At 72.9% G+C, this 21,665-nt stretch carries 20 protein-coding genes and 1 pseudogene; 10 read left to right on the forward strand and 11 right to left on the reverse strand.

What is annotated here, in order from left to right; translation table 11 throughout:
• Positions 1-15: 15 nt before the first annotated feature.
• Positions 16-2,133, reverse strand: a complete 2,118-nt coding sequence (locus tag J2S63_RS03715; RefSeq protein ID WP_374725102.1) for a DNA gyrase/topoisomerase IV subunit B — start codon at positions 2,131-2,133, stop codon at positions 16-18.
• A gap of 285 nt (positions 2,134-2,418) precedes the next feature.
• Here J2S63_RS03715 and J2S63_RS03720 point away from each other — a divergent pair, with 285 nt between their 5' ends.
• The 4 genes from J2S63_RS03720 to J2S63_RS03735 all read left to right on the forward strand — a co-directional run bounded on the left by J2S63_RS03720 (position 2,419) and on the right by J2S63_RS03735 (position 5,561).
• Positions 2,419-2,646, forward strand: coding sequence for a DUF7455 domain-containing protein (locus tag J2S63_RS03720; protein WP_310298765.1), 228 nt, complete (start codon positions 2,419-2,421; stop codon positions 2,644-2,646).
• Between the two features lie 93 nt (positions 2,647-2,739).
• Complete coding sequence (locus J2S63_RS03725; protein ID WP_310298767.1) at positions 2,740-3,234, forward strand: DUF456 domain-containing protein; 495 nt, start codon at positions 2,740-2,742, stop codon at positions 3,232-3,234.
• 1 nt (position 3,235) lies between these two features.
• Positions 3,236-4,093 carry an EamA family transporter gene (locus tag J2S63_RS03730; protein WP_310298769.1) on the forward strand — a complete coding sequence of 286 codons (858 nt, stop codon included), beginning with the start codon at positions 3,236-3,238 and terminating at the stop codon, positions 4,091-4,093.
• A 106-nt stretch (positions 4,094-4,199) separates the two neighbouring features.
• A complete protein-coding gene (locus tag J2S63_RS03735; RefSeq protein WP_310298772.1) occupies positions 4,200-5,561 on the forward strand; it encodes a sensor histidine kinase in 1,362 nt (453 codons plus the stop codon).
• On the opposite strand, the gene J2S63_RS03740 is transcribed toward J2S63_RS03735, so the two are convergent.
• The 5 genes and pseudogenes from J2S63_RS03740 to J2S63_RS03760 all read right to left on the reverse strand — a co-directional run bounded on the left by J2S63_RS03740 (position 5,562) and on the right by J2S63_RS03760 (position 9,338).
• Positions 5,562-6,104, reverse strand: a complete 543-nt coding sequence (locus J2S63_RS03740; protein ID WP_310298774.1) for a hypothetical protein — start codon at positions 6,102-6,104, stop codon at positions 5,562-5,564. It abuts the gene before it with no gap.
• Between the two features lie 73 nt (positions 6,105-6,177).
• Positions 6,178-7,176 (reverse strand): annotated as a pseudogene (locus J2S63_RS03745) (RNA polymerase sigma factor); the annotation flags it as partial.
• Positions 7,177-7,790: 614 nt separating this feature from the next.
• A complete protein-coding gene (locus J2S63_RS03750; RefSeq protein WP_310298777.1) occupies positions 7,791-8,366 on the reverse strand; it encodes an HhH-GPD-type base excision DNA repair protein in 576 nt (191 codons plus the stop codon).
• 47 nt (positions 8,367-8,413) lie between these two features.
• A complete protein-coding gene (locus J2S63_RS03755) occupies positions 8,414-8,740 on the reverse strand; it encodes a hypothetical protein (RefSeq protein WP_310298780.1) in 327 nt (108 codons plus the stop codon).
• Between the two features lie 139 nt (positions 8,741-8,879).
• Positions 8,880-9,338 carry an OsmC family protein gene (locus tag J2S63_RS03760; RefSeq protein ID WP_310298783.1) on the reverse strand — a complete coding sequence of 153 codons (459 nt, stop codon included), beginning with the start codon at positions 9,336-9,338 and terminating at the stop codon, positions 8,880-8,882.
• 201 nt (positions 9,339-9,539) lie between these two features.
• Here J2S63_RS03760 and J2S63_RS03765 point away from each other — a divergent pair, with 201 nt between their 5' ends.
• Both J2S63_RS03765 and J2S63_RS03770 read left to right on the forward strand, forming a co-directional pair.
• The gene (locus tag J2S63_RS03765) at positions 9,540-10,124 is read left to right on the forward strand and encodes a hypothetical protein (RefSeq protein ID WP_310298785.1); all 585 of its coding nucleotides are present in this window, start codon (positions 9,540-9,542) and stop codon (positions 10,122-10,124) included.
• Between the two features lie 158 nt (positions 10,125-10,282).
• Positions 10,283-10,753 carry a hypothetical protein gene (locus J2S63_RS03770; RefSeq protein ID WP_310298788.1) on the forward strand — a complete coding sequence of 157 codons (471 nt, stop codon included), beginning with the start codon at positions 10,283-10,285 and terminating at the stop codon, positions 10,751-10,753.
• A gap of 16 nt (positions 10,754-10,769) precedes the next feature.
• On the opposite strand, the gene J2S63_RS03775 is transcribed toward J2S63_RS03770, so the two are convergent.
• Positions 10,770-12,236 carry a glutamate-cysteine ligase family protein gene (locus J2S63_RS03775; RefSeq protein ID WP_310298792.1) on the reverse strand — a complete coding sequence of 489 codons (1,467 nt, stop codon included), beginning with the start codon at positions 12,234-12,236 and terminating at the stop codon, positions 10,770-10,772.
• 45 nt (positions 12,237-12,281) lie between these two features.
• On the opposite strand from J2S63_RS03775, the gene J2S63_RS03780 reads away from it, so the two are divergent.
• Positions 12,282-13,235 carry an SDR family oxidoreductase gene (locus J2S63_RS03780; RefSeq protein ID WP_310298795.1) on the forward strand — a complete coding sequence of 318 codons (954 nt, stop codon included), beginning with the start codon at positions 12,282-12,284 and terminating at the stop codon, positions 13,233-13,235.
• Position 13,236: 1 nt separating this feature from the next.
• Positions 13,237-14,745 (forward strand): flavin-containing monooxygenase, encoded by a 1,509-nt coding sequence (locus J2S63_RS03785; protein ID WP_310298797.1) that lies wholly within the window; start codon positions 13,237-13,239, stop codon positions 14,743-14,745.
• Here the strand turns inward: J2S63_RS03785 and J2S63_RS03790 are convergent.
• A complete protein-coding gene (locus J2S63_RS03790) occupies positions 14,735-15,793 on the reverse strand; it encodes a DUF4192 domain-containing protein (RefSeq protein ID WP_310298800.1) in 1,059 nt (352 codons plus the stop codon). The genes J2S63_RS03785 and J2S63_RS03790 overlap by 11 nt on opposite strands.
• A 145-nt stretch (positions 15,794-15,938) precedes the next feature.
• Between J2S63_RS03790 and J2S63_RS03795 the strand changes: the two genes are divergently transcribed.
• Positions 15,939-17,264, forward strand: coding sequence for a DNA polymerase IV (locus J2S63_RS03795; RefSeq protein WP_310298802.1), 1,326 nt, complete (start codon positions 15,939-15,941; stop codon positions 17,262-17,264).
• Here J2S63_RS03795 and J2S63_RS03800 read toward each other — a convergent pair.
• Genes J2S63_RS03800 through J2S63_RS03810 form a run of 3 tightly spaced genes read right to left on the reverse strand, consistent with a single transcriptional unit; the run spans position 17,241 to position 19,407 of the window.
• On the reverse strand, positions 17,241-18,083 hold the full coding sequence (locus tag J2S63_RS03800) for a 5-oxoprolinase subunit C family protein (protein ID WP_310298805.1): 843 nt from the start codon (positions 18,081-18,083) through the stop codon (positions 17,241-17,243). The two genes, J2S63_RS03795 and J2S63_RS03800, sit on opposite strands and share 24 nt — an antisense overlap.
• Positions 18,080-18,691, reverse strand: coding sequence for a 5-oxoprolinase subunit B family protein (locus J2S63_RS03805; RefSeq protein WP_310298808.1), 612 nt, complete (start codon positions 18,689-18,691; stop codon positions 18,080-18,082). Before J2S63_RS03805 ends, J2S63_RS03800 begins: the two co-directional genes overlap by 4 nt.
• Positions 18,688-19,407 carry a 5-oxoprolinase subunit PxpA gene (locus J2S63_RS03810; RefSeq protein ID WP_310298811.1) on the reverse strand — a complete coding sequence of 240 codons (720 nt, stop codon included), beginning with the start codon at positions 19,405-19,407 and terminating at the stop codon, positions 18,688-18,690. Before J2S63_RS03810 ends, J2S63_RS03805 begins: the two co-directional genes overlap by 4 nt.
• Before the next feature lie 32 nt (positions 19,408-19,439).
• Between J2S63_RS03810 and J2S63_RS03815 the strand changes: the two genes are divergently transcribed.
• A complete protein-coding gene (locus tag J2S63_RS03815) occupies positions 19,440-21,593 on the forward strand; it encodes a S9 family peptidase (protein WP_310298814.1) in 2,154 nt (717 codons plus the stop codon).
• Positions 21,594-21,665: the final 72 nt, after the last annotated feature.

Consider the following 21,665-nt stretch of genomic DNA (forward strand, 5'->3'; position numbering starts at 1 on the left):
GGCCTCCCGAGCGGCTCAGGCGTCGATCAGGTCGGCGTCGATCTCGTAGGCACCCTGGACCAGGAACTCCCGCCGCGGCGCGACCTCGGAGCCCATCAGCAGCTCGAAGACCTCGGCCGCGACCGCCGCGTCGTCGGCGGTGATCCGCCGCAACGTGCGGTGACGCGGGTCCATGGTGGTCTCGGCCAGCTGGTCGGCGTCCATCTCGCCGAGGCCCTTGTAGCGCTGCACCGGGTCCTTCCAGCGCAGGCCCTTCTTGGTCAGCTCGGCCAGCTTGCGCTGCAGGTCGACGTCGGAATAGGTGTAGACGTACTTCTCCATCCCCTTCTTGGGGTTGGTCAGCTCGATGCGGTGCAGCGGCGGCACGGCGGTGAAGACCCGGCCCGCCGAGATCAGCTCGGGCATGTACTTGAAGAACAGCGTCGCCAGCAGGCACCGGATGTGGGCGCCGTCGGAGTCGGCGTCGGCCATGAAGATGACCCGGCCGTAGCGCGCGGCCTCGAGGTCGAAGTTGCGCCCCGACCCCGCCCCGACCACCTGGATGATCGAGGCGCACTCGGTGTTCTTGAGCATGTCGCCCATCGAGGCCTTCTGGACGTTGAGGATCTTGCCGCGGATCGGCAGGAGCGCCTGGTACTCCGAGTCGCGCGCGAGCTTGGCGGTGCCGAGCGCGGAGTCGCCCTCGACGATGAACAGCTCGGTGCGCTCGTTGTCGCCGGAGCGGCAGTCGGCCAGCTTGGCCGGCAGCGCCGAGGACTCCAGGGCGTTCTTGCGGCGCTGGTTGTCGCGCTGGGTGCGCGCGGCGATGCGGGTGCGCGAGGCGTTGGCGACCTTGTCCAGCAGCGGCTTGACCTGGACCTTGTCGGCGCGCTTGCTCGAGGTCAGGAACGCCTTGAGCTCGGCGGCGACCACCTTGCGCACGATCGAGCGCGCGGCCGGGGTGCCGAGCACCTCCTTGGTCTGGCCCTCGAACTGCGGCTCGGCCAGCCGGACCGTGACGACCGCGGTCAGCCCCTCCATCACGTCGTCCTTGACCACGTCGGGCTCGGCGACCTTGAGCGTCTTGGACTCGCGCAGCGCCTCGTTGAGCGTCTTGGTGAGCGCGGCCTCGAAGCCACCGACGTGGGTGCCGCCCTTGGGCGTGGCGATCACGTTGACGTAGGAGCGGACCTCGGCGTCATAGCCGTTGGTCCAGCGCAGCGCCACGTCGACGCCCAGCTCGCGCTCGACGTCCTGGGGCGTCATGTGGCCCTGGTCGTCGAGCAGCGGCACGGTCTCGACGAACCGGTCGCTGCCGGTCAGCCGCAGCACCTCGGTGACCGGCTCGCCGGCGGAGAGGAACTCGCAGTACTCCGTGATGCCGCCGTCGTGCTTGAACGCCTCCTCGACCGGCTCGGCGCCGCGCAGGTCGCGCAGCACGATCTCGAGGCCGGGGACGATGAACGTGGTCTGGCGGGCCCGGGTGACCAGGTCCTCCATCACGAAGGTCGCGTCCCGGGTGAAGATCTGCGTGTCGGGCCAGAACCGCACCCGCGTGCCGGTGACCGTCTTGGCCACGCGCCTGCCCTTGACCAGCCCGGAGGCCGGGGTGAAGGCCGCCTTGGGGCCCTCGCCGTCGAACGTGCCCGGGACGCCGCGGTGGAAGCTGATGTGCTGGGTGGCCGGCGAGCGGTCCACCTCGGCGTCGAGCCGCACCGACAGGGCGTTGACCACCGAGGCGCCCACGCCGTGCAGGCCGCCGGTGGCGACGTAGGACCCGCCGCCGAACTTGCCGCCGGCGTGGAGCTTGGTGAAGACCACCTCGAGGCCGGACAGGCCCGTCTTGGGCTCCTTGTCGACCGGGATGCCACGGCCGTTGTCGGTGACCTCGGCGGAGCCGTCGGGGTGCAGCGTCACCACGATGCGGTCGCAGAAGCCACCCAGGGCCTCGTCGACGGCGTTGTCGATGATCTCCCACAGGCAGTGCATGAGCCCGCGCGTGTCGGTGGACCCGATGTACATGCCGGGCCGCTTGCGCACGGCCTCCAGTCCCTCGAGGACCAGCAGGTGGTGGGCGTTGTAGGTGTTGTCGATGACCGCCTCCGGAGTTTTGCCCAATCTATCGAGCGAGCCCGGGCGTGAACGGAACGCCACGGGGGTACAACCTCGGCACAGGAAGTGAAATTCCACAGGCCGAACGGATTTCCGTCGTCAGCTGGGGTGGGACCTGCACACTGGGTCCCAGCACGGGACGGCAGTCCGCGTGGCTGGGAGACGCGAACCAGGGGTGGGACGGATCACAGGTCCGGTCCACCCGTCGGCCCGGGAGACCGGGAAGTTTGTGGGCCGTGTGATCGTTGCCGAGGAGTAGCCACGTCGCAGTCGGGACCGACACCCCGCTCGACGCCGGCTCGACGACAGGAAGGAATGGCCCACATCATGACCACCGCCGTTGCACCCACTCCCCTGACCGCGTCCGACCGCTGCGACCGTTGCGGCGCCCAGGCCTACGTACGTGTCCACCTCAACAGCGGTGGTGAGCTGCTCTTCTGCGCCCACCACAGCCGCGAGCACGGCGACAAGATCAAGGCCATCGCGGTCAACGTCCACGACGAGACCGGCAAGCTCATCGACTCCCCGGCCGTGGCCGCGGAGGACGCGCGCTGAGCCGCTGACCGCACGACCAGAGACACCCGAGGGGCCCCGGCACAGGCCGGGGCCCCTCGGCCGTCCTCCCCGGACCCGTGACAGGCTCGGGGCGTGGACCTCTCCGACCCCCGCACCACGGCCGACCTCGTCGCCGGCCTCGTCGTGCTCCTCGGCCTGGTCGGCATGGTCGTCCCCGTGCTGCCCGGCACGCTGCTGGTCGCGGTCGCGATCGCCGGCTGGGCGGCGTACGTCGGGGAGCCGCGCGGCTGGGCGCTGGCTGGTGCCGCGCTGGTGGTCCTCGCCGCCGGGGCGGGGCTGAAGTACCTCCTCGCCGGTCGCCACCTGCGGGGCCACGGCGTGCCGTCCTCGACGCTGGTCGTCGGCGGGCTCCTGGGCATCGTCGGCTTCTTCGTGGTCCCCGTCATCGGGCTGCCGCTGGGCTTCGTGGTCGGGGTCTACCTCTCCGAGCTCAACCGGGTCGGGTCCCAGCAGGCGTGGCCGGCCACCGTCGCCGCCCTCAAGGCGGTCGGCATCGCCCTCCTCGTCGAGCTCGCCGCGGGCTTCGCCGCCGCCGCGCTGTGGCTGACCGGGGCCCTCATCACCTGACATGACCACCGTCCTCCTCGCGCTCGCCTCGGCCGCGGCGTACGGCGCCTCCGACTTCGTCGGCGGCGTGGTGTCCCGTCGTACGCCGGCGTGGGGCGTCGCCTTCGCCGTCCAGCTCACCAGCGCCCTGGCCGTGCTGGGGGTCGCGCTCGCCCGGCCCCACGGGCTGACCACCCCCGACCTGCTCTGGGGGCTGATGGGCGGCGTGGGATCGGGCGTGGGCATCGCCTTCCTGTTCCGCGGCTTCGCCGCCGGCCGGATGAGCGTCGTGGCGCCGCTGTCCGCGGTCGGTGCCGCGGTGGTCCCCGTCGCGGTGGGGCTGCTGACCGGCGAGCGGCCCGGTCCCCTGGTGCTGGCCGGCCTCGCCGTCGCCGTCCCGGGCATCTGGCTGGTCTCCGTCGGCGAGCGCGCGCCCGGGGAGGTCGGCGCGGACGCGCCCCGCTCGGCCTCCGACAGCGGCATCCTCGACGGGGTGCTGGCCGGGCTCGGCTTCTCCGCCACGTTCATCGGTCTCGGCCGGCTCGGCGACGACCCCGGCCTGTGGCCCCTGGTCGCCTCCCAGACGATGAGCGCGGTCACGGTCGTGGTGCTCGCCACCGCGCTCGGCAGCCGCCTGTTCCCGCTCGACCGCGCCGCCTGGCGGGCCTGGCCCGGCGGGCCGCTCGGCTCGCTGGCCCTCGTGCTCTACCAGGCCTCGACCGCGGCCGGGCTGCTCACGGTCGCGGTGGTGGTCACCTCGCTCTACCCCGCGATGACGATCCTGCTGGCCGTCCTCCTCCTCAAGGAGCACATCTCCCGCCCGCAGACCCTCGGACTCATCCTTTGTGGGGTGTGCGTGGCCCTCGTCGCCGCGGGATGACCCCGCCAACCGGTGTCGACCCTGTCCCCAGCGCTCTCGCCGCGGCTACGATGACCATCGGGAGATTCACAGGCGCTCAGGGGTGAGCGGCCGGTCAGGGGTACTCGTGGGAGGGACGTCGACGCTCGGCGCACGCCTGAGCACGCGCCTGCGCGACGCCCTGCCCACCGGCTCGGCCCTCCCGGAGGAGACCTGGCAGGCCCGCCACCGCGCGATCACGCTGCTGCTGTGGGCCCACGTCGTGGCCCTGCCGTTCGTCGGGCTGTGGCAGGACCGCGGGCTCGTCCACTCGCTCACCGAGACCGCCCCCGTGGTCGGCCTCGGCCTGGCCGCCACCGTCTCCGGCGCCCCCCGGGTGGTGCGGGCCAGCCTGACCACGCTCGGGCTGGTGCTCTGCTCGGCCCTGCTCGTGCACCTGTTCCACGGCCTGATCGAGCTGCACTTCCACTTCTTCGTGGTGATCGCGGTCATCTCGCTCTACCAGATGTGGACGCCCTACCTGCTCGGTGTCGGCTTCGTGCTGGCCCACCACGCGACGATGGGCCTGGTGGCCCCGCTACAGGTGTTCAACCACCCGCTCGCCATGGAGCACCCCATCCTCTTCGCGCTCGTCCACGGCGGCTTCCTGCTCGCCGAGAGCATCGCCTGCCTGGCCTACTGGCGCGCCAACGAGCGCACCTTGGAGGACGAGCGCGCGGCCCGCGAGAGCGCCGAGGAGTCCAACCTCGCGCTGAGCACCGCCCACGCCGAGATCTCCGACCTGGTCGGCATGCTCTCGCACGACCTGCGCAGCCCGCTCACCTCGATCAACGGCTTCACCCAGATCCTGCGCGAGGCCCACGACCTGCCGGCCGAGCGCTCGGACGACCTGCTGCGCCGCATCGCCGAGGCCAGCCGCAACCTCGAGCTGATGCTCGACGACGCCCTCAGCGCGACCGCCCTGGAGGCCAACGGCCTGCTCCCCGAGCCCCAGCCGGTGCGGCTGGACCAGGCGGTCGGCGACGTCCTGGAGCTCATGCCCGTCCCCCTGCCCGGCGCCGACCTGTCCCGCCTCGAGCCCGTCCTCGCGCTGGTCGACCCGGGCCACCTGGCCCAGATCCTCACCAACCTGGTGACCAACGCGCAGAAGTACGGCGCGGCGCCGTACGTCTTCGCGACCTGGGTCCGCGGCCAGGAGACCGGGCTCACCGTGACCGACCACGGCAGCGGCGTCCCCCCGGACTTCGAGGCCCGCCTGTTCGAGCGGTTCGCCCGAGCCGACCGGCACCGGTCCGGGGGGATCAAGGGCACCGGTCTCGGGCTCTACATCGCCCACCGGCTGGCCCAGGCCAACGACGGTGGCCTGAGCCACCGGCGCAGCGAGAGCGGCGGGGCGGAGTTCCGCCTCACGCTGCCCCGCGTCGCCCTGCCGGCCTCGCGCACCCAGCCCGGTGACCTGCGCCAGCCGCTCGCGGAGCAGCCCGGCTGATCACTGGAAGACGTAGCTGCAGCTCCCGCCGTTCCAGGCGAACCCGTAGGCGCTGATCAGCCGGTAGCTCGTGGTCCGGTCCGCGATCCAGCCGATGCGGCTGGTCGAGTTCCACCACTCCACCCGCGTCTCGACGCGGTAGTTGCCGCGTCCGGCGAGGGTGAACAACGTGCCGCCGCTCCACGTCGCGGGCGAGTTGTCCCAGGCGCGCTTCCAGCCGCTGTAGCCCGAGCTGGTCACCGTCGCGCCGGTCGAGGCGTTGACCACGAACACCCGGAAGCGGACCCAGGCGGCGTCGTTGCCTCCGCCGGCGTGCAAGTTCTTGGCCAACGCCCGCGGGGAGGCCGCGGTCAGGTCGACCACCTGCGTGTTGCCGTAGAGGCGGCTGCGGCACGTGGCCTGCCCGACGTCGTAGTAGCCCCACGTCCCGTTGCCGGCGAAGATCTGGGCGGACGCGGGGGCCATGGCCCCGACGAGGACGGCCACCAGGGCGGTGGCAGCGGTGAGGAGGGCGGTGCTGGTGCGGCGGATCGTGGTGCTCATGGTCGGCTCCTGGGGTGTGGTCCTGGTCTGTGACCACACCCTGCGCCGCAGCGCTTAGGAACCGCTTAGTGCCTCAGTCGAGGTAGTCGCGCAGGACCTGCGAACGGCTCGGGTGACGGAGCTTGGACATCGTCTTGGACTCGATCTGGCGGATCCGCTCGCGGGTCACGCCGTAGACCTTGCCGATCTCGTCGAGGGTCTTGGGCTGCCCGTCGGTGAGGCCGAAGCGCATCGAGACCACGCCGGCCTCGCGCTCGGACAGGGTGTCGAGCACCGCGTGCAGCTGCTCCTGGAGCAGCGTGAACGACACCGCGTCGGCCGGGACGATCGCCTCGGAGTCCTCGATCAGGTCACCGAACTCGGAGTCGCCGTCCTCGCCGAGCGGGGTGTGCAGCGAGATCGGCTCACGGCCGTACTTCTGGACCTCGACGACCTTCTCCGGAGTCATGTCGAGCTCCTTGGCGAGCTCCTCCGGGGTGGGCTCGCGGCCGAGGTCCTGCAGCATCTGACGCTGGACGCGGGCGAGCTTGTTGATCACCTCGACCATGTGGACCGGGATGCGGATCGTGCGGGCCTGGTCGGCCATCGCGCGCGTGATCGCCTGCCGGATCCACCAGGTGGCGTAGGTCGAGAACTTGTAGCCCTTGGTGTAGTCGAACTTCTCGACCGCACGGATGAGGCCGAGGTTGCCCTCCTGGATCAGGTCGAGGAAGAGCATGCCGCGGCCGGTGTAGCGCTTGGCCAGCGAGACCACGAGGCGCAGGTTGGCCTCGAGCAGGTGGTTCTTGGCCCGGCGGCCGTCCTCGGCGATCCACTCGAGCTCCTCGAGGACCTTGGCCGAGATCTTGCCGCCCTTGGCGAGCTTCTCCTCGGCGAACAGGCCCGCCTCGATGCGCTTGGCGAGCTCGACCTCCTCGACCGCGTTGAGGAGGGAGACCTTGCCGATCTGCTTGAGGTAGTCCTTGACCGGGTCGGCGGTCGCACCGGCGACCATGACCTGCTGCTCGGGCTCGTCGGTGTCATCGGTGTTGTCGATGACGAAGCCCTTGTTCTCGTCCTCCTTGAGCGTCGGGTCCGTCGCGACGTCCTTCTCGAACTCCTCGTCCGGGATGTCGGGCAGGACCTTCTTGCCGTCGGGGCCGATGACGGTCGGCTCGACCGCGGGCGTCGCGCCGGCGGCCTTCTTGGCCGGCGCCTTCTTGGCGGTCTTCTTGGCCGGGGCCGTGTCGGCCTCGGCCTCCTCGGCGTCAGCCTTCTTGGCGGGGGCCTTCTTGGCGGGCGCCTTCTTGGCCGCGGCCTTCTTGGTGGTGGAGGCCGTCACCTTGTTGGCGGTCGAGGTCGCCGCCGCGACGCGCTTGCGCGGTGCGGTGTCGGAGGCCCCGACCGAGACCGAGATCCCCTCGGCGCTCAGCAGCGTGATGAGGGCCCGGAGGTCCTGGGGCTGGAGCCCGGCGGACTCGGAGGTCTGCCGGACCGCCTCGGCCGACACCTCCCCGACGGCCTTGCCGAGGCTCACCAGAGCAACGATGTCGGGGTGGGCCAGGGCCTCTGCAGAGTCCTTGCGCGGCATACGCGACGACACGAACTACCTCTCGTCCAGGTGTGCTGTGAGCGCGGCAGAGCCAGGTGGTGTCAAGCGCCGCAACGTCCATTGTGACACGCTCTCAGCCCTTTCCAAGGATCGGGTCAGGCCTCGGCCGCCTTGGCTGCGGCCTTCATCTCCTGCTTGTGGGCACGCACCCGGCCCAGGGACTCGGCGTCCACCACGTCGGCCACGGACTTGAAGGCGCCGGCCTCGGCGTAGCCGCCCGCGGCGGCCTCCCAGCCCTCGGGGCGTACGCCGAGCTGCTTGGCCAGCAGGGCGGTGAAGATCTGCGCCTTCTGCTTGCCGAACCCGGGCAGCGCGGTCAGCCGCCTCATCAGCTCGTTGCCCGAGGCCGCGTCCTCCCACAGGCGGGCCGTGTCGCCGTCGTACTCCGCGACGACCAGGCGGGCCAGCGTCTGGACCCGCTCGGCCATCGACCCCGGGAACCGGTGGATCGCCGGCGGGGTGGAGCAGAGCGCCTTGAACTCCTCGGGGTCCGCCGCCGCCACCGTGGCGGGGTCGATCGACCCGAACCGCTCGAGGATCTTGGCCGGGCCGGCGAAGGCCCGCTCCATGGGGAACTGCTGGTCGAGCATCATCCCGACGAGCAGCGCGAAGGGGCTCTCGGACAGGACGCGGTCGGCGTCGGGGTCCTGGGCGATGCGCAGCTGGGCCATGGGCACATCCTGCCGGGTGCCGCGTGGGCGGCGACAGCTCCGGGGCCTCAGGCCACCGGCGGGAAGACCACGAGCAGCAGCGCGACCGACTCCATGGCCACCGCGGCACCGAGGGCGAGGAGCGCGAGCTGGCCGGCGGTCGGGGGCACGTAGCGGCGCCACAGGCCCCAGCCGATCGCGGCGGCGGCGGTGACGTGGACCACCAGCGGCAGGACGACCTGGACCGCCATCGAGGTCGGCTCGACCGACGAGCGCGGGAGGATCCACCACACCGACCACAGCGCCACGAGGGCGACGGCCCCCCACGCGCACCACGAGCCGAGCGTGGTCCCGGCCGGGTGGCCGACGGCGCGGTGCTCGCGGTGGAGAGTCATGTCCTCAAAGTAAAGGGCGACGGTGCGGGCGGACCTCAGCCGTTCGGGTCACGTCGTCCACCGGGCGTCGGCAAGAGTGCGACCGAGTCGCGGGTGTGGGTCGTCCGACCCCCGGCGCGTGGACCCCGTCAGCCCCGGGTCAGCCCAGCCGCATCTCGATCGGCGTGCCGAGCTGGACGGTGCGCGACACCGTGCACAACCGGTCGTGGCTCATCGTCACCGCCCGGGGCAGCATGTCGCGGGCCCGGTCACCGGCCTCCCCCTCGGGGAACCGCACGGTGAAGGTCACCTCGAGGCCCTCCATGTGGTTGCCACGCTCGTCCTTGGCCTTCTCGCCGGAGGCCGCGACCTCGAACTGCGTCGGCTCGGCCCGGCGGCTGGTCACCGCGTCCACGTCCACCGCGCTGCAGCCCGCGATCGCGGTCAGGAGCAGCTCGACGGGGGTGAAGTCGGCGGTGCCGCCACCGCCGATGCGGATGGTGCCCCCGCGGACGTTGCGGACGGCGTACTCCCCCGGCGCGACGCGGGTCATCGACACCGACCGGTGCCCCAGGCCCGTGCCGCCGGTCGGCTCGTCCCGCGTGCTCTCCTCGCCCATGGCGCTCCTCCTGCGTTGCCGGTCGTCGACCCCCGCCCGTGCGTCGCCTGCGTGTCGCAGGTCCGACGCGCCCGAGGAGCCGCATCCTGACACGGGGCGACCCGATCAGGTCGCCCGTCCACGCCGAACGGCCGATGCGCCGGCGGCCCGCCGCGTGTGACCGTGGCGCGCCGAGCTCTCGAGGAAGGCTCCCCCGTCCCCATGCACACCACCGTCACCCGCACCGCACTCGGGCTGCTCGCCGCGGTCCTGCTGACCGCAGGGCTGAGCGCGCCGGCCTCCGCCGAGCGCTACATCCACCACGACCCGGCCCACGACGTGCGCAAGGTCAGCGTGATGAGCATGGGGAACGACGGCTTCGTGCGCGCGCCTCACCGCAAGCAGGGCGACTACGTCAAGGTCAAGATCTGGCACCAGGTCCGGGCCGTCCGCGTGGTCGGCAAGTTCCGCCGGCTCGACCGGGTGGGCCAGGGCCTGATCCAGATCGTCTCGATCCGGACGCCGGACGGCTCCGAGCGCACCTTCCAGGTCTTCGCCGGCCCGGGCATGTGGAAGGGCGTCGACTCCGACGAGGCGGGCGAGAACTGCGTGGTCGGCCACCACGTGAACTACCGGCGTGACCGTTTCTCGATGCGCATCTCCCGCTCCTGCCTCGACCGGCCCCGCTGGGTCAAGGTCGGCGTCGGCTTCATCACGCTCAACCGCCGCGACCTCACCGCGGACGACGCGCAGCTGCGCAAGGTGCGCAACGACCTCACCTACTCCCCTCGCCTCGGGCACGCCTGAGCCCCGCGGGCACCCCGCGACCCACCACCTCCGACAGACGGCTCTCGGTCCCGCTCCCAGTGGACCGGGAGCCGTCGCACGTCCCGGAGGTCCACGCAGTCGTGCCCGCCTGTGGAGGGAGGCCCCGGCCCGTCGGTGCCGCGAGGCAGACTCACGCCGTGACCGACCCTCCCGAGCCCGCCCGTCGCGCGGGCCTGCTCGGTGCCCTCCGCGCCGAGGTGGGCCTCCTGCGGCAGGAGCACCAGCGCCGCCTCTTCGCGCCCCGGCTGGCCCTCGGCGAGCTCGGCAGCCGCGGTCCGGGCACGGTGCTGAGCGGGCCGATCGCGCCGTGGCAGGGCGACCCGTGGCCGCCACCGGCGTGGCTCGACGCCGGTCTGCGGTTCGACGTGGTCGACCGTCTCCTCGGCCACCCGCGCGTCCCCCGCGACGGCACCGCCCACGTGTGGCTCCTGCGGCCCGGGCACCCCGTCCTGCACGACGAGGACCGCGCCTGGCTCGCCGCGACCCGCCACGCCTGCTCGGCCCACGACCTGGCGACGGCCGGCTTCTGGGTGGTGACGCGCTACGGCTGGCTCGACCCGGTGTCCGGCGACTCCCGGACGTGGAAGCGGCTCAGGATCGCCCGCTGAGCCGCCGACGCGGCCCTCACTGCCAGGTGTGGACCGGCTCGTTGCTGTGCATGCGCGGTCGGTAGTCGGCGAGCACCCGGCGCAGCACCCCGGCCCGGTCGCCCTCCCCGGAGCGCCGGTGGACCTGGTCGACGAACCACGAGGCGGCGTTCTGCCCGGTCAGGCAACGCTGCTCGATGATGTCGAGCAGCCGCCCGGCCTCCTCGCCGTCGACGCCCCAGGCCTCGAGGCCCTGGGCGGCCAGCGGCAGCAGCCGGCGTACGACGAGCTCGGTGGCGCGCACCTGGCCGGCCCCGGGCCAGTACACCTGGGCCTCGACGCCGGCGATCGCGGCGGAGTGGAAGTTCTCCTCGGCCGCCGTGAACGACATCTGCGACCACACCGGGCGGTCCTGCTCGGCCAGCGCGCGCACGAGCCCGAAGTAGAAGGCGGCGTTGGCGATCGTGTCCATCACGGTCGGGCCGGCGGGCAGCACGCGGTTCTCCACGCGCAGGTGCGGGACCCCGTCGACCGCGGCGTAGATCGGGCGGTTCCAGCGGTAGACGGTGCCGTTGTGCAGGCGGAGCTCGTCCAGTGACGGGGTGCCGCCGGCGGCGAGCACCTCGGCCGGGTCCTCGTCGGAGAGCACGGGCAGCAGCGCCGGGAAGTAGCGGGCGTTCTCCTCGAACAGGTCGAAGATCGAGGTGATCCAGCGCTCGCCGAACCACACGCGAGGGCGCACCCCCTGGGCCTTGAGCTCCTCCCCCCGGGTGTCGGTGGCCTGCTCGAACAGCGCGATGCGCGTCTCGCGCCACAGCTCCTTGCTCATCAGGTAGGGCGAGTTGGCGCCGAGCGCGAGCTGAACCCCGCTGATCGCCTGGCTGGCGTTCCAGAAGCTGGGGAACTGCTCGGGACTGACCTGCACGTGCAGCTGGGTGCTGGTGCACGCCGCCTCGGGCGCGATGGAGTCCGCGGTCACCGAGAGGCGCTCCGGGCCCTGGATGTCGAGCGAGATGTCCTCCCCGCGTGCGGCGAGGATCTCGTCGCTGAGCAGGTGGTAGCGCGGGTTGCCCGACAGCGAGTCGGCGCTGAGGGTCTCCTCGGTCAGCGTCGGGAGGATCCCGATCATCACCAGGTGGGCCCCGACGCTGTTGGCCGCCTTCTCGGCGGCGTCGAGGCTGTTGCGGATGCCGTCGGCGAAGGCCATCACGCCCTGCTCGGGCAGGCGCTTGGGCGCCACGTTGATCTCGAGGTTGTACTTGCCGAGCTCGGTCTGGAAGTCGGGGTCGCCGAGCTGCTCGAGGACCTCCATGTTGCGCATCGCGGGCCGCTCGTCCTCGTCGACGAGGTTGAGCTCGATCTCGAGCCCGGTGGCCGGCCGGTCGAAGTCGAACTTCGACTCCACGAGCATCCGCTCGAACACGTCGAGGCACGCGCGCACCTTCTTGCGGTAGCGCGTGCGGTCCTCACGCGTGAAGGTCTGGTGCTCGACGTCCTCGCCCATGACATCCACCTTAGGAGAAGCGACCGCCCCTGCCAGACTGTCCGCATGAGCATCGTCTCCCGGCTGAACCCACTCAACCCCCGACGTGCCGCCGCCAGCCTGGACCGCCTCTCCGGCCAGGTCGTCCTCGTCACCGGCGCCGGACGGGGCATCGGCGCCGAGACCGCCAAGGCGCTGGCCCGGCTCGGCGCCGAGGTCGTGCTGACCGACGTCGACGAGCCGGCCCTGCGCGAGACCGTCGCCGCCATCGGGGAGGCCTCCGCCCTCGGCGTGGTCGCCGACGTCTGCGACCTGTCGTCGATGGAGGACGCGGTCGCCCAGGGAGTCGCCCGGTTCGGCGGCATCGACGTCGCGGTCGCCAACGCCGGCATCGCCTCCTACGGCTCGGTGCTCGCGGTCGACCCGGCGACGTTCCGCCGCGTCATGGACGTCAACGTCAACGGGGTCTTCCACACGGTGCGGGCGGCCCTGCCGTCGATCATCGAGCGCAAGGGCTACGTGCTCGTGGTCTCGTCGCTGGCGGCGTTCGCGGCCGCGCCCGGCATGTCGCCGTACAACGCGAGCAAGGCGGGGGTCGAGCACTTCGCCAACTGCCTGCGGCTCGAGGTGGCCCACCACGGTGTCGCGGTCGGCTCGGCCCACATGTCGTGGATCGACACCCCGCTGGTGCAGGACGCCAAGAAGGACCTCTCGGCGTTCGCCGACATGATCGCCACGCTCCCGCCGCCGCTCAACCGCACCACCGACGTGCAGACCTGCGTCGACGCCTTCGTCGCCGGCATCGCGCAGCGCTCGCGCCACGTCTACGTGCCGGGCTGGGTCGGCGCGATCGCCAAGTCCCGCACGCTGCTCAACTCCGCGTTCGGCGACCGCCCGACGCTCCAGCAGGCGGCGACCTCGGTCAAGCGCATGGACGAGGAGGTGCGCCACCTGGGCCGGTCGACCAGCGAGCGCAACCTGGACTCCCTCCACGAGGCCGAGCAGGCGGGGAGGGTCTGAGGTGGCACGACGCACCGCCGAGCGCCTCGACCTGGTCGTCGTCGGCGCCGGCCTCTCCGGCATCGGGGCGGCCCACCACTTCTCGACCGCGTTCCCCGACCGGTCCTACGCGGTCCTCGAGGGGCGCGGGGCCATGGGCGGCACGTGGGACCTGTTCCGCTACCCCGGCGTGCGGTCGGACTCCGACATGGTGACGCTGGGCTACTCGTTCCGGCCGTGGACCGACCCGACGACGATGGCCGGGGGCGACGCGATCCGTGACTACATCCGCGACACCGCGCGGGAAGGCGGCATCGACGGTCACGTCCGCTACCACCACCGCGTCCTCGCGGCCGACTGGTCCTCCGAGGACGGGGAGTGGCGCCTGACCGTCGAGCGCGGCGCTCCCGACGAGGAGCCGGTGACCGAGGAGATCCGGGCCAGCTTCCTGATGGGGTGCACCGGCTACTACCGCTACGACCAGGGCTACACCCCCGAGCTCCCCGGCCAGGACGACTTCCGCGGGCAGCTGGTCCACCCGCAGCACTGGCCCGAGGACCTCGACTACACCGGCAAGCGCGTCGTGGTCATCGGGTCGGGGGCCACCGCGATCACGCTGGTGCCCGCGCTGACCGACCGCGCGGAGCACGTCACGATGCTGCAGCGCACGCCGACGTACATCACCTCGCTGCCGGCGGAGGACCCCTTCTTCACCTCGCGCCTGGGCCGCGCCCTGCCCGAGGGACTGCGCTACCGCGTGGCGCGGACGAAGAACGTCGTGCTGCAGTCGTTCTTCTACCAGCTGGCGCGCAGGCGGCCCGACACCGTGCGCGCCATGCTCCGCAAGGCCACCATGCGGCAGGTGCCCGACGTGGACGTCGACACCCACTTCAACCCGCCCTACAACCCCTGGGACCAGCGACTGTGCGTCGTGCCCGGTGGTGACCTCTTCCGCGCGCTGCGCAAGGAGAAGGCCTCGGTCGTCACCGACCGCATCGCCCGCCTCGACGCCACCGGGATCCTGCTGGAGTCCGGCGAGCACCTCGAGGCCGACATCGTCGTCACCGCAACCGGGCTCAACCTGCTGGCCTTCGGCGGCATCGACGTGCGCGTCGACGGCAAGCCGGTCGACCTCCCCCAGACGATGGTCTACCGCGGGGCGATGCTCAGCGGGGTGCCCAACTTCGCCTTCGTGGTGGGCTACACCAACGCCTCGTGGACCCTCAAGGCCGACCTGGTGTGCGGCTACGTCATGCGCCTCCTCGGGCACATGCAGCGCGCCGGGCAGGCCGTGGTGACCCCGACCAGGGAGCCCGACGTGGAGGAGGCGCCGTTCCTGGACTTCGCCTCGGGCTACGTGCAGCGCTCGGTCGCGGACTTCCCCCGCCAGGGGTCGAGGGAGCCGTGGAAGCTCCGGCAGAACTACTTCTACGACGCCTGGAAGCTGGGGCGGGCGTCCTTCGAGGACAGCGCCCTGAGCTTCTCCAACCCCTCCCACGAGCCCGACCCGGAGTCCAGCCTCACGCGCTGAGCAGCGGCAGGGACGCCGGGTCGACCGGTTGCCAGGTCGTCGGCGGCAGTGCGTTCTCGAGCACGCCTGCCACGACCGTGGCGAGGCCGATCTCGGGGTCGGCGGCCCGGGCGCGGTCCACGGCGCACCAGGCCAGGGCGCCGTCGCCGTCGAGCCAGGCGGCGAACGCGAGCATCGCGCTGACCGGCCCACGGTGGCCGTCGGGCGCCAGCCGGGCCAGCGCGCGCCACAGCGGCACCTGCGCGCGTGCGGTGGGCAGGGTCACCTCGGCGAGGACCACGTCGCGAGCCGCCGGCACGGCCAGCACCCGCAGCAGCCGTGCGGTGTCCTCGGCCGTGGGCCAGCGGGGCACCTCGACGGGGTGGCCGACCCGGTGGCGGACCCAGGCCGCGGCCCACTGCGCCTCCGCGCGCAGCGCGCCCCGGCCGGTCAGGGCCGCCAGCCCGTCGAGGGCGTCGGCGACCGCCTCGACCAGCTCGGGCGAGGCGGGGTCGAGGCTCGCCGCCAGCTCCTCGCGGTCGGCGTAGGTCACCCTCCCCTCCGCCACGGACTCGGCGGTGAGCGCGTGGACGTCGAGGTCGTAGGGCTCGCCTGCGGTGGCGTCGGACCAGCCCGCGTCACCCGGCAGCAGCGGGAACCAGTGGGTGCCGTCGGCCCGGAAGACGTGGGCCACCGGCACGTGCCGGTCGGCGAGCTCCTCGAGCAGCGACTCGGCGGAGAGCGCCGCCCAGAGGGGGTCGTCGGTGTAGGCCACGACGACCGCGAGCACCGAGCCGTTGACGCTCACCGCGTCGGCGAGCGTGCGGGCGCACTCGCGCGCCTCGTCGGCGTCGCCGCTGAGGTCGGCGCGACCGGTCATGGGCCTGCCGTGCGCGCCCACCCCGATCACGACCAGGGAGTCGTGCGGGTGGAAGCCCAGGCTGTAGGGCACGAAGGCGAGCACGTCGGCCTCGGTGCGCAGCCGGAGGGCACGCGGGGGCCGGGTGGCAGGGACGTCACGGGCGTCACGGGGGTCGGGGTCCTGCGGGTCCAGGGGAAAGGTCGTCATGGCCCCATCCCAGGCCCTCTCGTCGTCGTACGGCGGCCCGTCGCCGCGCGCTGGGGAGCTCTCGCTCCTCTGCCGGCCTGGGGACACGACCCGGCCCGGCCCCCGGGTGGTCGGCGAGGTCGGTGGCGGCGGCGATGATGGACCGGTGCGTGCCGAGCCGACGATCCTCCACGTCGACCTCGACGCGTTCTTCGCCGCGATCGAGCAGCGCGACAAGCCGTCGCTGCGGGGCAAGCCGGTCGTGGTCGGGGGGACGGGCGGGCGCGGCGTGGTCGCCACGGCGTCCTACGAGGCCCGGGTCTTCGGGGTGCACTCGGCGATGTCGACCCGGGAGGCGCGGTCGCGGTGCCCGCACGCGGCGTACCTCTCCGGACGCCACCACGTCTACCGCGAGGTCAGCCGGCTGATCATGGCCGAGCTCCGCGGGCTGTCGCCGCTGGTCGAGCCGCTGAGCGTCGACGAGGCCTTCGTCGACCTCGCGGCCGGCGACCTGCCGGGCACCGATCCCGACTCGCTCGCGCAGGTCGGCCAGGCCCTCAAGGACCGCATCCACGAGGTGACCGGCGGCCTCACCGCGTCGGTGGGCATCGCCTCGTCCAAGCTGGTCGCCAAGATCGCCAGCGACCTCGACAAGCCCGACGGCCTGGTCGTGGTGCCCGCCGGCACCGAGGCCGAGCTGATCGGGCCGATGCCGGTGCGGGTCATCCCCGGCGTGGGCCCGGCCACCGGCGAGCGCCTGCGCCGCGTGGGCGTCACGACGGTGGAGGACCTGCGCCGGATCTCCCAGGACGAGCTGGTCCGCCTGGTCGGGCAGGCCCACGGCAACGGGCTGTTCGCGCTCTGCCGGGCCGAGGACGACCGTCCGGTCGTCGCCGAGCGGGAGGCCAAGTCGGTCAGCAACGAGGACACCTACGACACCGACCTGGTCGACAAGCGGCTGCTCGAGGGACTGCTCACCAAGCAGGCCCGCGGCGTCGCCGAGCGGCTGCGCAAGGCGCGGCTGTCGGGGCGCACGGTGAGCATCAAGGTGCGGCTGCACGACTTCACCACCCACTCGCGCTCCACCACGCTGCCCTCCCCCACCGACGACCCGGCGACGATCGGCCGGCTCGCCCGTGCGCTGCTCGCCGAGGTCGACACCTCCGAGGGGGTCCGCCTGCTCGGGGTGGGGGTCTCGGGACTCGCCGACTGGATCCAGGAGGACCTGTTCGCGCTGGAGGAGGAGTCGGCCGAGCCCGAGTCCGAGGAGGTCGACGCCGCAGTCGTCCGGCGTCGTGCCGGGTGGTCTCCGGGCATGGACGTCGAGCACACCGAGCACGGGCCCGGTTGGGTCTGGGGGTCCGGGGTCGGCCGGGTCACGGTCCGCTTCGAGACCGCCGCGACCGGTCCGGGGCCGGTGCGCACCTTCGCCGACGACGACCCGGCGCTGAGTCCTCTGCGCCGGCCCTCAGCGGAGGACGAGGCGGACTGAGTCCCCCGGCCTGAGCTGGGCGCAGCGCGCCAGGTCCTCCGGCTCGACCACGCACGGCACCGGGTAGCCACCGGTCACCGGGTGGTCGCGCAGGAACACCACCGGCTGCCCGTCCGGCGGCACCTGCACCGACCCCAGCACCATCCCCTCGCTGGGCAGCTCGTCGGTGCGCACCCGCTCGACCGCCGTCCCGCGGAGCCGCAGCCCGACCCGGTCCGAGTCGGGAGCGACCTCGTAGGTCGCGTCGACCAGCCCACGCAGGTCGCACCAGTCGAGCCGTGGTCCCGGCCGGCAACGCAGCACGGTCACCTCGTCGGGCACGTCCGGCCACACCTCGACCCCGCCCACCACGCCGTACGACGGCCCGAGGGCGAGCAGGTCGCCCTCGGCCAGCGGGGCGGGCCCGATCCCGGAGAGCGTGTCGGTCGACCGGGATCCGAGCACCTCGGGGACCCGGAGCCCGCCGCCGACCGCGACGTAGGCGCGCAGCCCGCTGGCCGGCGTACCGAGTCGCAGGCGCGAGCCGGCGGGCACCGACACGGCGCACCCGAACCCGGCGCCGGACCCGTCCACGGTGACCGGGCAGGCGGCGCCGGTCACCGCGACGGTCAGGGCGGAGCCGCAGGTCAGGACGAGCCCGCCGAAGAGGTTCTCCAGGACCGCCTCGGCCTCGTCGTTGCCGACCAGTCGGTTGGCCAGCCGGGCCGCACGCGGGTCGAGCCAGCCCGAGCGGGGCACGCCGAGGTGGGCCAGGCCGGGCCGGCCGTCGTCCTGGACCGTGGTGAGCACCCCCGGGTCGAGGACACGGACCTGCCTCACCGCACCTCCACGAACCGCACCCGCGTTCCAGGGCTGAGCAGGGCCGGTGGGTCGGCAGCGGGGTCCCACAGCACGAGGTCGGTGCGTCCCAGCAGCAGCCAGCCACCGGGGCTGGCCCGCGGGTAGACGCCGGTGAACTCGCCGGCCACCGCCACGGACCCGGCCGGCACGCGGGGGCGCGGCGAGTCGCGGCGCGGCACGCTGTGCCGCTCGGCCATCCCGGAGAGGTAGGCGAAGCCGGGCGCGAACCCGCAGAACGCCACCACGAGGTCCAGGCCGGTGTGCGTCGCGACGACCTCCTGGCGGGTCATGTCCCAGTGCCGGGCCACCACGTCCAGGTCCTCCCCGTCGTAGACGGTCGGCACCTCGACCCGGCCACCGCCACTCGAGGGCCCGTCGGCCCGCGCCGCCGCGACCGCCTCGACCAGCGCCTCGGCGCCCATCCCCCGCAGGCCGTCGACCAGGACGGTCCGCGCCGCCGGGACCACGTCCGCGGCGCTCGCCCCCGCCGCGGCCAGCGCCGCGGTGACCGCGGCGTAGGCCCGCGGCACGTCGTCGACCTCGAGCAGGAACGACGAGCCGCCGCACGGCAGCACCCGCACGCTCACAGAAACCCTCGAAGTGCGAACCCGGCCCCGAGCAGCGCCGCCCGCACGGCCCGGGCCGCCTCCACCGCGGTCGGCCCGTCGCCGTGCACGCACACCGAGTGGACGTCGGCGGCGAGCCCGACCGCGCGCCGGGCGATCTCCTCCGGCTCCTCGACCAGAGCGCCGGGCTGGTCGCGCGGCACCAGCCGGACGACCCCACCCTGCGGCTCGAGGTAGCCGCGGTCCGGGAAGCCCTCGGTGTACGTCGCCCGGCCGGCCTCGGCGGCCAGCCGCAGCAGCGCGCCGCCCGGCAGCCCCAGCACCGGCAGGTCGCCCGACCCGTCGAGCACGGCGGCGGCCTGCTCCTCGTGGTCGACCACGCGGTTGTAGAGCGCGCCGTGCGGCTTGACGTAGGAGACCAGCGTCCCGGCCGCCCGGGCGATCTCGTCGAGCAGCCCCACCTGCTCCGCCACCTGCGCCCGCAGCACGTCGTACGCCACGTCGAGGGGGCGCCGGCCGAACCCCTCGCGGTCGTCGTAGGAGACCTGCGCGCCGATCCGCACGCCGGCCTCCGCCGCCCCCTCGCACACGACGCGCATCGTCTCGTCGTCACCGGCGTGGAAGCCGCAGGCGACGTTGGCGCTGGTCACCAGGGCCAGCAGCCCCGCGTCGTCGGTGACGCCTTCCCCGAGGTCGGCGTTGAGGTCCACGGTCCGCCCCGTCGAATGCTCGGTCACGTTCCGATTCTCCCCCTACTAGGCTCGAACGCATGTCGTCTCCCACCCCTACCAAGCCCCCCGTCGCCGACGTCCGCCCGACCGAGCGGACCCACCACGGCGACACGTTCGTCGACGACTACGAGTGGCTGCGGGCCAAGGAGGACCCCGAGGTGATCGCCCACCTCGAGGCCGAGAACGCCTACACCGAGGCCCGCACCGCGCACCTCGCCGACCTGCGGCAGGCGATCTTCGACGAGATCAAGGCCCGCACCCAGGAGACCGACCTGTCGGTGCCGAGCCGGGTGCGCGGCTGGTGGTACTACGGCCGCACGACCGAGGGCCAGCAGTACGGCGTCTCCTGCCGCCGCCCCGTCCTCGACCCCGACGACTGGACCCCGCCGACGATCGACCCGGCGGAGACCCCCGAGGACGAGGAGGTCGTGCTCGACCTCAACGAGCTCGCCGAGGGGCACGAGTTCTTCTCCCTCGGCGCCAGCTCGGTCAGCCGCGACGGGCGGCTGCTGGCCTTCAGCACCGACACCACCGGCGACGAGCGGTTCACCCTCCAGGTCAAGGACCTCACGACCGGGCAGGTGCTGCCCGACCGTCTCGACGACATCGGCTACGGCGCCACCTGGGACCTCTCCGGCGAGCACCTCTTCTACACCGTCGTCGACGAGGCGTGGCGCCCCCACCAGGTCTGGCGGCACCGGCTCGGCACCGACCGGTCCGAGGACGTCCTGGTCCACGACGAGCCCGACGAGCGCTTCTGGGTCTCGGTCGGCCGCACCCGCAGCGACCGCTTCCTGGTGGTCGGGGTCGGCAGCAAGACGACCACGGAGATGCACCTCATCGACGCGACCGACGCCACCGCCCGGCCGCGCTGCGTGGCCCCGCGCCGCCAGGGGGTGGAGTACTCCGTCGAGCACGCGGTCGTCGACGGGACCGACCGCCTGCTGGTCCTGCACAACGACGGCGCCCCCAACTTCGAGCTCGCCTGGGCCCCCGTCGACGCCACCTCCCACGAGCAGTGGGTCCCGCTGCTGCCGCACGACCCCGCCGTACGCCTGGAGGACGTGGACTCGTTCGCCACCCACCACGTCCTGAGCCAGCGCAGCGACGGGCTGACCCAGCTCCGGGTGCTCGGCCTGGACGCCGACGGGATCACCTCCGACGAGCTCCTGCCGATGGAGCACCCGCTCTACACCGTCGGGCTGTCGGGCAACCCCGAGTTCGCCCAGCCCACCCTGCGGTTCGGCTACACCACGATGACCACCCCGAGCTCGGTGATGCAGCTCGACCTGCGCACCGGCGAGCGCACGCTGCTCAAGCAGACCCCCGTCCTCGGCGGCTACGACGAGTCGGCCTACGAGCAGCACCGCGAGTGGGCGACCGCGGAGGACGGCACCCAGGTGCCGATCTCGGTGATGGTGCCCGCGGGCACGCCGCGCGACGGCTCGACGCCGTTCGTGATCTACGGCTACGGCTCCTACGAGGCCTCGATGGACCCGTGGTTCTCGACCGCACGGCTCTCCCTGCTCGACCGCGGGGTGGGCTTCGCGATCGCCCACGTGCGCGGCGGCGGCGAGATGGGCCGGCACTGGTACGACGACGGCAAGATGCTGCACAAGCGCAACACGTTCACCGACTTCGTCGCCTGCGCCCGGCACCTGGCCTCGAGCGGCTGGACCGCCCCGGACCGGCTGGTCGCCGAGGGCGGCAGCGCGGGCGGCCTGCTCATGGGCGCGGTGGCCAACCTCGCCCCCGAGGCGTTCACCGGCATCCTGGCGTCGGTGCCGTTCGTCGACCCGCTGACCTCGATCCTCGACCCCTCGCTGCCGCTGACCGTCATCGAGTGGGAGGAGTGGGGCAACCCGCTCGAGGACCCCGAGGTCTACGCCTACATGAAGTCCTACTCGCCCTACGAGAACGTCCACGAGGGCCGCTACCCCGCGATCCTGGCCGACACCTCGCTCAACGACACCCGGGTGCTCTACGTCGAGCCGGCCAAGTGGGTCGCGCGCCTGCGCACCCGCGTGGCCGACCCCGACACCGTGCTGCTCAAGACCGAGATGTCGGCCGGCCACGGCGGCGTCAGCGGTCGCTACAACGCCTGGAAGGACCGCGCGTTCACCTACGCCTGGATGCTCGACCAGGCGCTGCGGCACCGAGGAGGCGCAGCCGCGCCGACCGCCGATGCGTGACGCGTCCCTGAAATTCCCCTGAACTTCGGGGCCGGGAGGAAACTATGCGGCCCCGTCGTGCGTAACAACCCA

The organism is Nocardioides marmoribigeumensis, from assembly GCF_031458325.1.
Lineage (GTDB): Bacteria > Actinomycetota > Actinomycetes > Propionibacteriales > Nocardioidaceae > Marmoricola_A > Marmoricola_A marmoribigeumensis.

Bases quoted from the DNA above. Each gene is read 5' to 3' on its own strand.
- J2S63_RS03720 (WP_310298765.1), top strand. From the start codon at position 2,419: ATGACCACCGCCGTTGCACCCACTCCCCTGACCGCGTCCGACCGCTGC.
- J2S63_RS03730 (WP_310298769.1), top strand. From the start codon at position 3,236: ATGACCACCGTCCTCCTCGCGCTCGCCTCGGCCGCGGCGTACGGCGCC.
- J2S63_RS03740 (WP_310298774.1), bottom strand. From the start codon at position 6,104: ATGAGCACCACGATCCGCCGCACCAGCACCGCCCTCCTCACCGCTGCC.
- J2S63_RS03750 (WP_310298777.1), bottom strand. From the start codon at position 8,366: ATGGCCCAGCTGCGCATCGCCCAGGACCCCGACGCCGACCGCGTCCTG.
- J2S63_RS03755 (WP_310298780.1), bottom strand. From the start codon at position 8,740: ATGACTCTCCACCGCGAGCACCGCGCCGTCGGCCACCCGGCCGGGACC.
- J2S63_RS03760 (WP_310298783.1), bottom strand. From the start codon at position 9,338: ATGGGCGAGGAGAGCACGCGGGACGAGCCGACCGGCGGCACGGGCCTG.
- J2S63_RS03765 (WP_310298785.1), top strand. From the start codon at position 9,540: ATGCACACCACCGTCACCCGCACCGCACTCGGGCTGCTCGCCGCGGTC.
- J2S63_RS03775 (WP_310298792.1), bottom strand. From the start codon at position 12,236: ATGGGCGAGGACGTCGAGCACCAGACCTTCACGCGTGAGGACCGCACG.
- J2S63_RS03780 (WP_310298795.1), top strand. From the start codon at position 12,282: ATGAGCATCGTCTCCCGGCTGAACCCACTCAACCCCCGACGTGCCGCC.
- J2S63_RS03790 (WP_310298800.1), bottom strand. From the start codon at position 15,793: ATGACGACCTTTCCCCTGGACCCGCAGGACCCCGACCCCCGTGACGCC.
- J2S63_RS03815 (WP_310298814.1), top strand. From the start codon at position 19,440: ATGTCGTCTCCCACCCCTACCAAGCCCCCCGTCGCCGACGTCCGCCCG.